Source organism: Pseudomonas putida, assembly GCF_005080685.1.
GTDB lineage: Bacteria > Pseudomonadota > Gammaproteobacteria > Pseudomonadales > Pseudomonadaceae > Aquipseudomonas > Aquipseudomonas putida_V.
Genome location: NZ_CP039371.1, coordinates 4,058,399 through 4,072,425, shown reverse-complemented (window position 1 = coordinate 4,072,425; position 14,027 = coordinate 4,058,399). Strand labels below are relative to the sequence as shown.

Genomic DNA, 14,027 nt, shown 5'->3' with positions numbered 1-14,027 from the left:
ATTCTCAATCGGTGTGGCAAAGCGGGGGATTGTAATGGAGTTGGCTGCTAAGGGGGACAAGGCTCCGTCGTTGCCCACCCTACGGGTAGAGCAGATTAACTGGCGTACAGCGCGTCTTCCAGTTCATGGATAGCTTTGTTGTAGCCAGCTTTGCCACCAAAGGCTTTAACCAGTTCGATGGGTGCACCGAGCTGGTTAAAGGGATCGAGCTGGAGGATTTTGATGTCCTCGATGTGCTCAATGCCGGTGTCGGCGTATTTATCCAGCAGCGCTTCCAGCACCTGGCGGGCTGCACCGGAATACTTGGCGAAGTAGTTACGTTTTTTCACCTGTTCGGCGCGTTCTTTACGCGACAGCGGCGGTTGGTCGAAGGCGACGTGGCAGATCAAGTCAAACGGATCGAGTGGCTTGCCCTGTTTCTTTTCCACTTCTTCGGCCAAGGCTTCCCACATTACGCCTTGGGCTGCCATTTCGTCGATGATGGCTTTTTTCTGCTCGGCATCACTCCAATGGCGCAGAAAATCGTCCAGCGAGGCGAACTGTTTTTTTATGCAGGTGCGGGTGTAGTCGTGCAGCGATTCGGTGATCAGTCGGCCATCCGGGCCGTAGTACTGCACACGCTCGGCGATGACATAGATCGGGATGCTGTCGATGACGTACTTGATGCGCCTCTTGCCGTCTTCCTCGCCGGTAAAGTCCAGATCATCACCTTCTCCATCGCTACCTGCACTGATGCCATCTCCTTCAAGTAAATCGTCGGGCAGAATTGGCGGCTCGCTGCCTTCAGGGGCGTAAACCACCACCGGGTCACCGTCGAAGGCCGGGTCGGCAAACAGCTCGGTGGCCTTCTTGAAGTCCATGATGGTGAACCAGTATTTGCCGAAGTCTTCATTGATTCGGGTGCCACGGCCGATGATTTGCTTGAACTCGGTCATCGACTTGATGTGCTGGTCGAGCACGATCAGCTTGCAAGTCTGCGCATCGACACCGGTGGTCATCAGCTTGCTGGTGGTGGCGATGACCGGGTAGCGCTCTTCCGGGTTGATGAAGTTATCCAGCTCGGCCTTGCCTTCGTTATCATCGCCGGTGATGCGCATGACGTACTTGCGGTTCTCAGCCACGCGCTCGGGGTTGAGGTTGACCAAGGCCTGGCGCATACGCTCGGCGTGATTGATATCGTCGCAGAAGACGATAGTTTTCTGGAACGGGTCGGAGGCCTTGAGGAACTCGGTGACCTTCTGCGCCACCAGTTGGGTACGCGCCTCGATGACCAGGGTGCGATCCATGTCCTTGAGGTTGTAGATGCGGTCTTCGATCAGTTCGCCATTCTTGTCGAGCATGCCCTTGGGTGGGCGCCAACCTTGCAGGTCTTTGTCAAAGTCGATCCGCACCACTTTATAGGGCGCGAGAAAACCGTCCTCGATGCCCTGTTTGAGGGTGTAGCTGTACACCGGTTCACCGAAGTAGGTGATGCTGGACACCTCTTTGGTTTCCTTCGGTGTTGCGGTGAGGCCGACATGTGTGGCGTTGGAGAAGTAGTCGAGAATCTCGCGCCATGCAGAGTCCTCGGCGGCGCTGCCACGGTGGCATTCGTCGATCACGATCAAGTCGAAGAAGTCGCGGGAGAACTGCTTGTAGACGTTCATCTCTTCTTCAGCGCCAGTCACCGCCTGATAGAGCGACAGGTAGATCTCGTAGGAGGTGTCTATCTGGCGTCTGGCGATTTTGGTCATCGCTTGGCTGAAGGGCTTAAAGTCGTTGTTCTTTGTCTGGTCGACTAGGATGTTGCGGTCGGCTAGGAATAGGATTCTTTTTTTCTGTTTTGATTTCCATAGTCGCCAGATGATTTGAAAGGCGGTGTAGGTTTTTCCAGTGCCAGTTGCCATTACCAGCAGAACGCGGTCCTGCCCGCGCGCTACCGCCTCAACGGTGCGGTTGATGGCGTTCATTTGGTAATAGCGCGGCATACGTCCAGAGCCCTCGTCGTAGTAGGGCGCTTCTATCTTGTGTTGAGCAGCATTGTCCAGCCCCTTCCATTGGCAGTAGCGGTGCCAAAGTTCGGCAGGACTAGGGAACTGATCCAAGGAGAGTTCAGTTTCGACGTTGCTGCCTGTCCCGCTGCGATCATGAAAGAGGAAGCCATCGCCATTGCTGGAGAATACGAACGGCACATCCAACGCCTCTGCATAGCCAAGAGCTTGCTGCATACCGGAGCCAATGGAGTGCTTGTTATCCTTCGCCTCGATCACAGCGATTGGCAGGTTGGCTTGGTGGTAGAGGATGAAGTCTGCACGGCGTGCTTCGCCCCGGCTGTGAAGCTTGCCACGGACCATAATACGGCCTTTGGTGAAGCTGACCTCCTCACGCACCTGTTTGTGCATGTCCCACCCAGATTGCTGGATGGCTGGGGCGACGTATTTACTGCAAATGTCCCGCTCGGAAAGTGATTTCTTGTCCATGGCTGGCTATGTCCCTATGACGTGCTGCGGACTTTATCAGAAGGGCTAGAGGCATGCTGCCAGTATCAGCAGCGAGGACTTTCATCCTCCGTCGTCTGGCCTATCTACGTCCTGAGAGCGGTTGAAATCTATGACTTTTCTAAAGGACAAGCGAGCAGTCTCGCAGTCAGCAAGTATTAATACCAGGTATCGTCACTGCGCCGACCTGGGACATACTCAGGAAACCAAGCCACACGCTTTCTCTGTCAAGCCTAGGGAGTTTGTCGGTGCCAGCGTTCTGCGATTTATTGATCGCCGTTGATAGGTGCGCGGTGTTGGGTGATTTGCTCATAGCGCTCACATGCCTACGCCGCTCGTAGTTCATGGAGGCCTTTGAGGCCTGGGGCATACAGGTTATCCCGCGCCGGGCGGATGATTGTTGGCAGAAAACTCAGGTCCCTTTCATGTGCTGCAATCAGGTCGCGACTACTCGCAAGCGATCCTTGCTCCGCAAACTCAAGCGCCTTGCGGACATGGTCGGCCACCGCAATTCGACGGGTCGCCTTGGTGCCCTCCAGAATGTTGATCCTGCCTAGGTCTATTGCCTTGCGGTTTAACCGTGGAAGGTCAGCCAACATGGTCTCACGCGGCGCATACCGGTGGCTCGCGACAACAGTGCAATCAAAACAGTGTGTGGCTAAGCACATAGAGGAGGTTCCAAATCTCGTTCGAAGGGCGGGGATCCATGGATCATGGTACCTGGCAAAAGATCCAGAGGGGCACAGGTGTGATGGATGAATCCGTGAATGGGACCATCATGCTGAGGGGTTTCGGTTGCGCCCCTGGCTTCAGTGAAATGACGCTTGGCGCAAGTCGTCTCTTTGAGTCATCGGCGGTAGAGACGAAATGAGAAAATAGCCTCAGAGAGCGCAGAGCTTGAGCTAAACACATTGAAAATACGTGGCGACGAATGGTGGAGCGCCGCAGAAACGATTAACCAGTAAATTGTTCACTGTCCAGCACAGGGTGGCCATTGATTGGCCATCATTTGGTGCTAGCATCGGCTTTTTCCATTGGACGGATGGCCCCATGAAAGCCTTGATCGATGTCATTCCCACTGCCGAACAGTTGGCCCTTTTCTCGCGTGTCAGTCCTGGCGTAGAGGTCATTCGAGGCGCAGCAGGAAGTGGTAAGACGACTACCGCACTTCTAAAGCTACGAGCTTGCGTCGGCTTCTACCTCAGCCGTGCGCGCCGCCAAGTTAATCCCAAACCGGTCAGAGTCCTTGTGCTCACCTACAACCGCACACTGCGCGGCTACATCAGCGAATTAGCGGAGCAACAGCTGCCAGACACGGGTATCTCGGTTGAGATTTCCACGTTCAACAAGTGGGCAAGACGCTTGACCGATGCTGATAACATCCTTGATTTCGAGCAAACCGAGCGGTTTCTGCGTCAGAACCTGGCCAAGACCCGGTTGGATGTAGAGTTTGGTTTGGAAGAGGCGCTATACGTCCTGGGGCGGTTTGAGACGGATCAGTTGGACGACTACCTCTCTACTCGACGAGAAGGGCGTGGTAGCACACCTCGTATGGAGCGGCCTGCACGGCAGATCTTATTGGACGAGGTCATCCGTCCCTACATCGATCACAAGCGCACTCGGGGTCTGGTCGACTGGAACGATCTCGCCTGCACGATTGCGTCTCATGATTACGAGCAATGTGACGTGGTTGTCGTTGACGAAACCCAGGATTTCTCTGCCAACGAGATCCGAGCGCTTCTGCGTCAATGCTCCCCTGAAGCGTCTGTGACCTTTGTATTGGACAGCGCGCAGCGCATCTACACACGTAATTTCAATTGGGGCGAAGTGGGTGTGACTTTGCGCTCGGAGAAAAGCCATCGGCTCGAGACAAACTATCGAAACACCCACGAGATCGCTCGCTTTGCGAATGCGTTGCTCGATGGTGTCGCGATGGATGACAACGGTACCATGCCGAACTTCAACACCGCCCGAGGTCATGGGCCTAAGCCTATCGTTTTGATGGGTGAGTACTTGGATCAGGTCAAGGCAGCAATCGAGTTCCTGAGCGAAATTGACCTTGAACAGAACTCCGTTGCTTTCTTGCACCCCAAAGGCTGGTTCCGAGACCTCATGCCGGCATTGCGCCGGGCAGGATATCCCTTTGTTTGCATTGCCGGTAACTCCGAGTGGCCCCAGGGTGAAGAGAACATCGCTCTGTGCACGATTCACTCCAGCAAGGGACTGGAGTTCGATCATGTCATCATGATTGGGCTGGACGGGTCGGTGCTGGACGTGAATGCTCCGGACGAGGAGGAAGATGATGACGATGACGGCGGTGGCTATGAGCCCTCTGCTCGCTTGCGTCGCTTAATCGCCATGGGGATCGGGCGTGCACGTGACAGCGTCATGATTGGCTTTAAACCCTCCGACACCCCAGATATCATGCGCTTCGTCGAGGAGGAGCTGTATGAGGGCAGGGACGTATGAACATCGAGCAATTTATCGAGCAGCGTGGCATCGAATCTGTTGTGCATTTCACGACCAACAGGGGGTCGTTGGGGATCTTCGCTTGCAACGCGTTGAAGTCGCGACAGCGGCTGAACGCAGATGAACAGCTCAAGCATATTTTTCAACCTAATGCCAAGTACCGGGACAAGGACTTGGCGTGGCTTGACTATGCCAACCTGTCTATCAGCCGGATCAACATGAATTTTTTCAATACCTGCTCAGGGAGCTGGCATCGAGAAAAGGACTTTTTCTGGTGCATTTTCGACTTCGCGCCGGAGATCATGCTGCATGACAATGTACAGTTCACCACCACGAACAACATTTATACCGGTAATTTGAGGTCTCCTGGTCTGGAGGGCCTCCAGCGCGCATTTCAGCAAAAGACGCATCAGTATTCGAGTTATTATGCGGAACGAACTGAAGGGTTCCCTGAAAACGAGACGACTTGCAACCAAGCGGAGATTCTGTATCCGGGAGAGGTTTCAACTCGTTATCTGCAACGCATCTACGTGCGTTGTGATGAACATTCGGATGAGCTCGCAGGACAAATGGCTGCCACGGCCCATCCAGCGGTCGAGGTCTTGGTCAGGCCCGAGCTCTTCGAGAAAATTAGGTGAAAAAGAATATGTCCGAATCCAGGCTGAAACGCACGATATCCTCAGCTCTTTGGTCGGCTTACGGCGATGCGTTGGGTTTTCCTACAGAGCTCGCTTCGGAGGATTTGGTCAAAAGGCGTGTGGGCCAAACCAAATCCACGCGTACTAGCCAGTGGAAGCGTCTGGTAGGCGGTAGGTTCGGTGCAGACGTCACCTTACCCGCAGGTTCTTACTCTGATGATACCCAGCTTCGACTTTCTACGAGTCGAGCTATCTCCGGTCAAGGGTATTTCGACGTCGAGGCATTTGCAAAAATAGAAATTCCGGTCTGGCAAATCTACGCGCTTGGCGCAGGCCGAGGTAGCAAAGCGGCTGCAAGTTCTTTGGCGAATAGGGGTACTGCTTGGTTTAGCAATTTTTTTAAAGGATATGAAAGTGGGGGTGGCAATGGTGCTGCTATGCGCATTCAGCCTCATGTGTGGGCCGCTAGCAAGTTAGACGATAAGCCGTCTTACCTTGTTGACGTCATCCGTAATGCTATCTGCACTCATGGTCATATGCGCGGGATTGCGGGTGCAGTGGTGCATGCGCTTTCTCTGGCTCATGTCATGCAGCATGGTCGGATGTCTTCGGATAGCGATTGGCTTCGGTACAGTGATGATATTCGAAGCATTCCGAAGCTCATAAAGAGTGACACGGATCTGCTCACTTTTTGGGTGCCTACTTGGGAAAGAAACAGCAAAACTACACTGGAACGCGCCGCTGATGAGGTAGCCAATGAGTGGAGTCTATCTGTTGGCAAGGCTATGGATTGGTTCGCGCAAACCAATGAATCGCCCACGGTTTTGTATGTAAAGATAGTAGAGGATGATAACGGCCTTAGCAAAGAAGAGCGGGGTTCCGGGCTCAAGTCGGCGCTGTTCGCTAATGTGGCTGCGTATTTGGGGCAGCGAGCCGGATCCCAAGAGATCATGGAAGTAGTTGCCAATCTGCTTTGGAGTGATACTGATACTATCGCGAGCATGGCCGGTGCATTGATTGGTGCAGCAAAGCCTGATGCGAAGTTTATTGGTGAGATTCAAGACGAGCCGTATATTCGGATGGAGGCCAACCGTCTTTTCAACATCAGTCAAGGCGCTACAGAGCGAACTTTTTCCTATCCGGACACCTTGTATTGGCAGGCGCCTAGAGCAGTCATTGATACACTTACCATTTCTGACGGCCAGTACGTTCTTCAGGGATTCGGTTCTGTCTCACCCTCCGGTCAGAGATTTAAGGGTCGACAGAAGGGGGTTACTTGGCAGTGGTTCGGGACGTCTTGGGGGCAAAGCCTTCTGGTTCGGATGCGTGCTGAGTTAGGGTTGGACAGCGAAGCTGTTGATAAAACCGTTGAGCGTGATAAGAACATTGCTGATCTTTTCGATTATCAATCGGATGATAGCGAAGTTGAAAGTGAGCTGTCGGTGCTGGATGCAGATGTTGCATATGATGCTGAAGCTGTGGTGCCAAACTTTATAGCTCAGAGCAGCTATGGGGATAATCAGCAGGAAGTTGCTATTGATGTTTTGTCTGAGGAGGATATCATTCCCGGCGAAACCGTCGCAATTGATATCGATGCACTGTCTTCAGAAGCGATCAAAAGCTTCGATCCAGAGTTGATAGGCCGGCACCTGCTTTTGATCGCCGAACACCCCAATGGGGTGACGCTCGCTACCGGCTATGCCTCGATTGTGGCGAAAGCGAGAGCTACACGTCTTCGTCATAAGCGCGGATAGGGGAGGGATCTGACCTTGCGCAATTTTGTGTGAAGATTGCGTGAGGCCCTTTATCCTCATACAACTTCCTACAGCTTCTAGGGTAGTACTGCTCCCTCTTCGGATCTCGACCCTCCGCAAGCAAGCCATTGGGCCTGTCCTGTGGCAACGGACAGGCCCACGTATGTGTTAGCGATCTTTTCGCTCACGTCCTTGGCCTGTCGCTCGACCTCGTACAGAGCACCAATCAAAGGCCTGCTCGGCCAACTGACTCTCGTTCGCCGCATGCAAGTCAAGGAATTTGGGGCGCGCATGAGCAAGGCTGCCAATCGACGCTGTCCCGTTCGATATTGGTCTCATAGCCGGCTAGGTCACCGCACACTAACTGCCGCGTCAGTTGCCCAGGAAGCTACGTGCATGCTCATCTCAAAGAGGACCCCATAGAGCCTCCATGGAGGACGAGGTCCCCATGGTGTGAATCTGGACACGATTCAGTAAATGCTGCCATTGATGCTCCAGCCAATCTTCCCAGCGCTACCATGACGGGTACGATCTTGTACTTCGACATCGTGGTGGCCGCATGCTATCATTTTGATAGCATTCGGCTCGGATAGAGTAACTAAAAATGATCAAAGAAAAATATTTATATTTATTTTACGTTGTTTTGGTTGTATGTGCGGCGTTCGGGTTGGACTTGATTTCGTCGAACGTTGCAGTGGAGTTCAGTAATAAAGTTAGGTTAAGTGCGGCGGGTGATAAAATTACTTCCGTGGAGGCTACTTTTCCTTTATGGTATCAAGTAGTGGGGTTGGTGAAGAATTTTCTATATGGGTTGGGTGCGGCAATATTCATCACTGTTTTTATTGCTAATAGATTACAAAAAACGCTGCATGATGAAAAGCAAGATGAGTTAAATAGGCTGAATGAAGCGATCAGTGTTAATGTTTTTGATAGTCTTTTCAAGACTATAATTCCTGAGGCGATTTTTAAAATAATAAAACAAGAAATTATTGAAAATAAGGTGCTTCGGAAAGAAGCGAAGTGGATCTATGATTTTACTCTGTGTGGCGATGTGATTGTTTGCAGGCAAACCACACGCTACGAGCTTCATAATTTGAGTCATCAAGAAATATCTAATCCAATCCGCCTGGATCTCGATGCGCTTGGCGGTAGCTCTTACAGGTTGATATCCGCTGAATGTCACGGACAGTTTGGTGAGGTTTTAGTAAAATATAATCCTGATGATGCATCCAAGAATATAAATATTGATGTTGCGCAGCAGGGTAATAAGCTAACAGTTTCTTATTCGGTGAAGATTCCTGCAAAAAGCTATGCGGAATATAATACGGTTTTTGAGAAGCATTACAGGGGGGATATCACAGATGCACAAGGTACGAAGGTCCCGGTAGTAGGTGCTGATATAATAGTTAACTTTCCGGTCGGATATCATTTTGATATCAGTCCTTTGATGTCTACTGTTCCTCGCTTAATATCTGAAAGCTCAATTCAGAAAATATTCAGGGTCGACGGTGGAGTACTTCCCAATCAGGGGTTTGTTTTTTATCTGGTTAAGAAAGATGTGGATGTTGTTGTGGATGAGCGCGAGGTTGTTGTGTCACTTGAAATGCCAGATGTTTAAGGGCGGTTCATGGTGGGGGAGCAGTTTTGCATAAGTGCCCGAGTGTATGGGTAAAATTAGTGTCCCGCGCCATGTTTGGCGCGTTGAATTCTAATTCAGATAATTTCGCTGCTATCTAGCAAATCCCGTTGTGCCAATCATGGAGTGTGAAACCACTCCAAGGCGGCAGTCCCATGACCACAACCACCTTTCACCGCATCCAGCCGATTCAAAAAGAAACCTTCCCAGATTGCCAATCACCAGGTCGTCAACCTTGGAGGGCCTTGACAAATACGGGCTGGGCGTTTTCGATGCGGTGTTGTTCATCGAAGAGGATTCGACGTCCTCTTCGAACACGAATCACCCGATTCGACAACCATCGGGCAACTTGCAGATCGGTCAGACAAAGCATCACGGCAATCACCTGCAAGTTGCCCTTCTGACAATCTATGCGTGCCTTCAACTCCGATCACGTTTATCAGGCGCATAAAACTCCGCCCGCAACCGCGAAGGCAGCATCCCTTGCTCAATCTCTTCCAGGAGGACCTTAACCATGTCCAGAACGTGGTGAGCCGCCGCTTTCATTTGCTTGTCGTCACTCATCACAGCGGTCTGGTCCAGGTACCGGGCGCAGTCCATCAGTTTTCGGGCTTCTGTCGAGGCGTATTGGAGAGTGATGCCTGGGGAAACGGAGAACAGGGGTTGGGCTCGGCTGTAGCTGGGGCGCAGGTTTTGGTCGAGTACGGGGGGGACTCGGGAGGGTTTGCATGGCATGCGATTGGTCCTCGGGGTTGGCGGGGGATGGCACGGGCGAAGCCCGTGTTCGCGGGTAAACCCGCTCCTACAGGGTTTGTGCTGTTTTTGATGTTGGTGTAGAGCCAGTGGGCGCGGGTTGAGCGGCGTAGAGGCCGGGTTGGGCCAGCAGCGTTCAGCGGCTCAGGCCTAGCTCGGCATCGTCCAACAGGGCCTTGGCCAGGCCGCTGAGGTAGTGGGCGGCCCACATCAGTTGGGGGGCGTCTTCCATCACTCCTGCAGCGCTCAGGTTGCGGGCGTAGCCCATGAATTCGGAGGCTTGTTTGCGGGCATGCTTGCAAGGAATGCCGGGCTCGATGCAGAACAACAGCTGGGTCTGGTTTTCACCTTGGTGGAACCGGGTTCTGCCTACCGTGCATTTGGGGTTGGAATCGTCCATTGGCATTGGTCATTCTCCCTGAAGTTTCGTAGGTGCCTGGGCTGGCCCTATCGCCGGCAAGCCGGCTCCTACCTGCCCACCGCTCAAGCTGGGGGAAGGGAAGGGTGGGCATGTGAGGCAAGGTCGCTCGCGATGAGGCCAGGCCAGGCATAACGTGATGTGGCTTGGTTATGCGGGCGGCTGATCTGGACGCTGCTGGACCTGGGCCAACGCTGAGGCGATCAACTTTCTCAAGCTTTCAAGCTCATGCGCTGTCGCCATGATCAGGGCCGTTGCCGGCGACGTGGGCTGCATCACGACAGCCTGCTGCACCACGGCTTCTGCGCACCGCGCATAGTTCGCGGCGACCATCAGCGTATCTTCGAGGGAGTGGGGATTGTTCGGTGGATCAGGGACTATCTTCAACATGGCTATTTACCTTATTGGAGCGTCCACCTACCTGCTGTCAAACAGAAGGGTGGCAGCTGTACGTGGGTTGACAGACCGGTGGCAAATAGCAAAGTCCCGGCGCACGCGAACGTGCCCCACATACAGCTACCATAAAGGGCTAGCCATAGACTAATTGCCGTCCAGCCTGTCAAAGCTGCATCGTTGATGAGCAACGACGCCCCGAGACTAAAACGCCTCCCGACCAGGCCGCAACGGAAAATAGGCCGCAACAGTATCTTTGGGAAACGTCCTACAGAGAAGAGCCTTAATCTGATTTTTTCCGCCTCAGATTTTTATACGCATTGTTTCATATGGGCCTACAACCCCATCGGTCGGCAGCCGTGAATCCAACCCCGTGCATCAGGTCTCAAGCAGTACCCGCCCAGTAACCCTTGGAGACGCTCATGCTCAGTTACCTATGGATCGGTGCCAACGACGTCAACGCATCCACCGCCTTCTACGACGCGATCCTGCTCCCACTCGGCTACACCAAAGACGACTCCGAAGACGTCAGCAGCTACGCGCTCCCCAACACCCCAGACAAGCTCAACGGCCCCGGCACGGTGCACGTCGGCAAACCCTTCGACGGCGGCCCAGCCACCCCCGCCAACGGCATGATGCCCGCGTTCCGTACCCAATCCCGCGACCAGGTCGACGCGCTTCACGCAGCCGGCGTGGCCCATGGCGGCACCAGCGAGGGTGCTCCTGGCACGCGCGCGCTTTATACTCCCGACTTTTACGTCGCCTATCTGCGAGACCCGACCGGCAACAAGCTCGCGGTGTTCTTCAGTGGTTGACGCGCAAGGTAGCAGGGGTATCGAATGCTGTTTGTGGTACTGCTCGGCGGCAAGCATCCGCGGGCGAAGATAGAGGTGCACGATGTCGCGTTCGTCGTGGCCGATACGTTGGAGCAAGCCTACCCGCAGCTTCGCGAAAGCTGGTTCGGCAGCCCCAAAGGCGTACACATCGATTCATGGATGGCCGTCGACGGGTCGAGGGCTGGCGCGTGGAGCTGAGCCCACTGGCGCCGTTGCCGGGTGCGCCGCGCCTGTACTTCATCAACCTGGGTGGCTACGAGGCGGGGGCGTTCGGCGAAGCGCACCAGTACCTGCTGGTGGTGGCGCGGGACATTCGGGAGGCCAAGGAGAAGGGCAAGCGGCAGATCCTGTCACACTGGGAAAAAGCCCACACCGATGCGCTGCTGGACGTGGATGACTGCTTGCCCATCGATGCCGTGGGCGGGCGCTATGTGCATCTCGTCGAAGGGCCCCATGCTGGGGTCGTGCAGCGCAACGACTACATCGTGCTTCCATAGGCACTGTCATGCTGACTATCTCGAACAACGTGCATCTGCCGGATGCCGAAATCGAACTGACCTATATCCGCGCCCAGGGCGCGGGTGGGCAGAACGTCAACAAGGTGTCCAGCGCCGTGCACCTGCGCTTCGACATCCGCGCCTCGTCGCTGCCCGAGTTCTACAAGGAGCGGCTGCTGGCGCTGCGTGACAATCGCATCACCGGCGACGGCGTGTTGATCATCAAGGCCCAGCAGTACCGCACCCAGGAGCAGAACCGCACGGACGCACTGGCGCGTCTTGCCGAGTTGATCATCGCTGCCGGCAAGACCGAGAAGAAACGCCGGCCTACCAAGCCGACCCTCGGCTCCAAGACCCGCCGTCTCGATGGCAAGGCCCGGCGCAGCACGGTCAAAGCGGGGCGGGGCAAGGTGGACTACTAGTGCGAGTGATGAAGGGGCGCTGGCAAGGCTCGGTTACGGTCCAGCCAGTCGCGCCTTCTTGTATCGCCATGTATCAGCAGCGCCCGCCGATACGTAGTGGTTCAAGCGGCAGGGTTCGCTGACACAGGCCAGGTACGTTCCGGGCGTCAAATGGACTCCATCGAGGCACAGCGCCTCGGAGCGACTGAACAGCCCATCGAACCCCGGAGAGCACCGCCATGAACCGCAAAGCCATCTACACCGCCTGCCTGTTTGCCGCCCTCAACGTCTGCACCCTGGCCGCCCGTGCCGAAGCCGCCGACAGCGCCCGCAACTACACGTACGGCACCCAGCTGGACATCAAGAAAGTGCTCTCCACCCGCCAGGACGCAGCCCCGGCCTGCGGTGTGGTCAACGCCCAACTGACCTACCTCGACTCCCACGACCAGACCCAGGTGCTTAACTACCGCACAACGGCAGACAACTGCGTCGGCGAGAACTGAAACCCCACCTTCACAGGAGTACGGCCATGAACTGGTGATTCACATCCCCTGGCGCAGGGCTCGACCGCGGGTTCCTGCGCCAGTAGCGCTGCCATGCGCACCCGCTCCGCCAGCCAGCGCGCCTTCACCTTGCGCGTGACCTTGCCACGGGGTGCCTTGATGGTGATCTTAATGATGTCGAGGTCCTTACCGAGAGAGAACCAAGATGCTCCTACATCGATCGACCTGGGTTGAAACCGAACGCTTCCTGCAACGCAGCCGTACCATCGTCATCCCTATCGGCTCCAACGAGCAGCACGGCCCGACCGGGCTGTTGGGCACCGACTGGATGTGCCCGGAAATCATCGCCGTCCAGGCGCAGAAGGACGCCGATATCCTCGTTGCGCCGACCTTCAACATCGGCATGGCCCAGCATCACCTGGGTTTTGCCGGCACGATCTCGCTGCGGCCGTCGACCTTCATCGCGGCGATCACCGACTGGGTCGGCTCGCTGGTGGCCCACGGCTTCGACAAGATCCTGTTTCTCAACGGCCATGGCGGCAACGTGGCATCGATCGAGGCGGCGTTTTCGCAGATCTATGCCGAGGCCAGTTTCGCCCGGCGCCCAGCAGGGTTTGCCCTGAAGCTGTGCAACTGGTGGGACCTGGAAGGGGTCGAGGCGCTGGCCAAGGAGCAGTTCCCCACGGGGCATGGCATCCATGCCACGCCATCGGAGATTGCCGTGACCCAATGGGCATACCCGGAGTGCATCAAGACGGCCGACTACTCGCCACAGGTCGCCAACTGGGGGCCTATCCGCGAGGCCCAGGATTTCCGTGCCCGGCATCCGGACGGGCGGATGGGCTCGGACCCGGGGCAGGCCACGCCGCAGAAGGGTGGGCAACTGGTGATGATGGCTGCGCAGGGGTTGGTGAAGGCGGTGGATGCGTTCAGCCGCGAAAGCAATCCGGGGGATTCTGACTGACATTCATGCCGGTAACCTGCGAAGTCGGTTGTGCCGATCATGGCATCTCGAACCACGTGGCCATTCGCGGGTAAACCCGCTCCACAGGATCTTCACAGCAGCCCAGGCCTGCGCCGTACCTGTAGGAGCGGGCTTGCACGCGAACACCGGCAGGGCCGGTGCCATGCATTGAGGTGTCTGCTTCGCGGGCAAGCCCGCTCCTACAGGATCTTCACCGTTGCCGAGGTCGGCACCGTACCTGTAGGAGCGGGTTCACCCGCGAACACCAGCAGGGCCGGTGCCATGCCC

General features: G+C 55.4%; 12 protein-coding genes and 3 pseudogenes. 9 read left to right on the top strand and 6 right to left on the bottom strand.

Translation table 11 applies throughout. The features are described from left to right. Positions 1 to 95 precede the first annotated feature (95 nt). Complete coding sequence (gene hsdR / locus E6B08_RS18510; protein ID WP_136915384.1) at positions 96 to 2,459, bottom strand: EcoAI/FtnUII family type I restriction enzme subunit R; 2,364 nt, start codon at positions 2,457 to 2,459, stop codon at positions 96 to 98. 347 nt (positions 2,460 to 2,806) lie between these two features. Beyond that, a pseudogene (locus E6B08_RS31180) lies at positions 2,807 to 3,120 on the bottom strand (integrase); the annotation flags it as partial. A gap of 407 nt (positions 3,121 to 3,527) precedes the next feature. Between E6B08_RS31180 and E6B08_RS18500 the strand changes: the two are divergent. Genes E6B08_RS18500 through E6B08_RS18490 form a run of 3 tightly spaced genes read left to right on the top strand, consistent with a single transcriptional unit; the run spans position 3,528 to position 7,338 of the window. Then, complete coding sequence (locus tag E6B08_RS18500) at positions 3,528 to 4,946, top strand: 3'-5' exonuclease (RefSeq protein ID WP_136915383.1); 1,419 nt, start codon at positions 3,528 to 3,530, stop codon at positions 4,944 to 4,946. After that, positions 4,943 to 5,584 carry a DarT ssDNA thymidine ADP-ribosyltransferase family protein gene (locus E6B08_RS18495; RefSeq protein WP_136915382.1) on the top strand — a complete coding sequence of 214 codons (642 nt, stop codon included), beginning with the start codon at positions 4,943 to 4,945 and terminating at the stop codon, positions 5,582 to 5,584. Before E6B08_RS18500 ends, E6B08_RS18495 begins: the two co-directional genes overlap by 4 nt. Beyond that, positions 5,581 to 7,338 carry an ADP-ribosylglycohydrolase family protein gene (locus E6B08_RS18490; protein ID WP_238349239.1) on the top strand — a complete coding sequence of 586 codons (1,758 nt, stop codon included), beginning with the start codon at positions 5,581 to 5,583 and terminating at the stop codon, positions 7,336 to 7,338. The genes E6B08_RS18495 and E6B08_RS18490 overlap by 4 nt, the downstream gene beginning before the upstream one ends. A 176-nt stretch (positions 7,339 to 7,514) precedes the next feature. On the opposite strand, the pseudogene E6B08_RS31175 reads toward E6B08_RS18490, so the two are convergent. Then, positions 7,515 to 7,740, bottom strand: a pseudogene (locus E6B08_RS31175) (IS66 family transposase); the annotation flags it as partial. A 202-nt stretch (positions 7,741 to 7,942) separates the two neighbouring features. Between E6B08_RS31175 and E6B08_RS18480 the strand changes: the two are divergent. Further along, positions 7,943 to 8,956, top strand: coding sequence for a hypothetical protein (locus tag E6B08_RS18480; protein WP_136915381.1), 1,014 nt, complete (start codon positions 7,943 to 7,945; stop codon positions 8,954 to 8,956). A gap of 438 nt (positions 8,957 to 9,394) precedes the next feature. Here the strand turns inward: E6B08_RS18480 and E6B08_RS18475 are convergent, their stop codons facing one another. The 3 genes from E6B08_RS18475 to E6B08_RS18465 all read right to left on the bottom strand — a co-directional run bounded on the left by E6B08_RS18475 (position 9,395) and on the right by E6B08_RS18465 (position 10,535). Then, positions 9,395 to 9,709 (bottom strand): DUF3077 domain-containing protein, encoded by a 315-nt coding sequence (locus E6B08_RS18475; RefSeq protein ID WP_136915380.1) that lies wholly within the window; start codon positions 9,707 to 9,709, stop codon positions 9,395 to 9,397. 154 nt (positions 9,710 to 9,863) lie between these two features. Beyond that, positions 9,864 to 10,133 carry a DUF3077 domain-containing protein gene (locus tag E6B08_RS18470; RefSeq protein WP_192938558.1) on the bottom strand — a complete coding sequence of 90 codons (270 nt, stop codon included), beginning with the start codon at positions 10,131 to 10,133 and terminating at the stop codon, positions 9,864 to 9,866. A 162-nt stretch (positions 10,134 to 10,295) separates the two neighbouring features. Continuing rightward, positions 10,296 to 10,535, bottom strand: a complete 240-nt coding sequence (locus E6B08_RS18465; RefSeq protein ID WP_136915379.1) for a hypothetical protein — start codon at positions 10,533 to 10,535, stop codon at positions 10,296 to 10,298. Positions 10,536 to 10,960: 425 nt separating this feature from the next. Here E6B08_RS18465 and E6B08_RS18460 point away from each other — a divergent pair, with 425 nt between their 5' ends. From E6B08_RS18460 to E6B08_RS18440, 5 genes and pseudogenes are all read left to right on the top strand, one after another. Next, positions 10,961 to 11,353, top strand: a complete 393-nt coding sequence (locus tag E6B08_RS18460; RefSeq protein ID WP_136915378.1) for a VOC family protein — start codon at positions 10,961 to 10,963, stop codon at positions 11,351 to 11,353. Positions 11,354 to 11,377: 24 nt separating this feature from the next. Beyond that, positions 11,378 to 11,871 (top strand): annotated as a pseudogene (locus tag E6B08_RS18455) (DUF1543 domain-containing protein). An 8-nt stretch (positions 11,872 to 11,879) separates the two neighbouring features. Further along, positions 11,880 to 12,293 (top strand): alternative ribosome rescue aminoacyl-tRNA hydrolase ArfB, encoded by a 414-nt coding sequence (gene arfB, locus E6B08_RS18450; protein WP_136915377.1) that lies wholly within the window; start codon positions 11,880 to 11,882, stop codon positions 12,291 to 12,293. 218 nt (positions 12,294 to 12,511) lie between these two features. Then, positions 12,512 to 12,775 carry a DUF2790 domain-containing protein gene (locus E6B08_RS18445; RefSeq protein ID WP_136915376.1) on the top strand — a complete coding sequence of 88 codons (264 nt, stop codon included), beginning with the start codon at positions 12,512 to 12,514 and terminating at the stop codon, positions 12,773 to 12,775. 205 nt (positions 12,776 to 12,980) lie between these two features. Further along, complete coding sequence (locus E6B08_RS18440; RefSeq protein ID WP_136915375.1) at positions 12,981 to 13,739, top strand: creatininase family protein; 759 nt, start codon at positions 12,981 to 12,983, stop codon at positions 13,737 to 13,739. Positions 13,740 to 14,027 lie beyond the last annotated feature (288 nt).

Bases quoted from the DNA above. Each gene is read 5' to 3' on its own strand.
- arfB (WP_136915377.1), top strand. From the start codon at position 11,880: ATGCTGACTATCTCGAACAACGTGCATCTGCCGGATGCCGAAATCGAA.
- E6B08_RS18465 (WP_136915379.1), bottom strand. From the start codon at position 10,535: ATGTTGAAGATAGTCCCTGATCCACCGAACAATCCCCACTCCCTCGAA.
- E6B08_RS18445 (WP_136915376.1), top strand. From the start codon at position 12,512: ATGAACCGCAAAGCCATCTACACCGCCTGCCTGTTTGCCGCCCTCAAC.
- E6B08_RS18475 (WP_136915380.1), bottom strand. From the start codon at position 9,709: ATGCCATGCAAACCCTCCCGAGTCCCCCCCGTACTCGACCAAAACCTG.
- E6B08_RS18500 (WP_136915383.1), top strand. From the start codon at position 3,528: ATGAAAGCCTTGATCGATGTCATTCCCACTGCCGAACAGTTGGCCCTT.
- E6B08_RS18470 (WP_192938558.1), bottom strand. From the start codon at position 10,133: ATGCCAATGGACGATTCCAACCCCAAATGCACGGTAGGCAGAACCCGG.
- E6B08_RS18460 (WP_136915378.1), top strand. From the start codon at position 10,961: ATGCTCAGTTACCTATGGATCGGTGCCAACGACGTCAACGCATCCACC.
- hsdR (WP_136915384.1), bottom strand. From the start codon at position 2,459: ATGGACAAGAAATCACTTTCCGAGCGGGACATTTGCAGTAAATACGTC.
- E6B08_RS18480 (WP_136915381.1), top strand. From the start codon at position 7,943: ATGATCAAAGAAAAATATTTATATTTATTTTACGTTGTTTTGGTTGTA.
- E6B08_RS18440 (WP_136915375.1), top strand. From the start codon at position 12,981: ATGCTCCTACATCGATCGACCTGGGTTGAAACCGAACGCTTCCTGCAA.
- E6B08_RS18495 (WP_136915382.1), top strand. From the start codon at position 4,943: ATGAACATCGAGCAATTTATCGAGCAGCGTGGCATCGAATCTGTTGTG.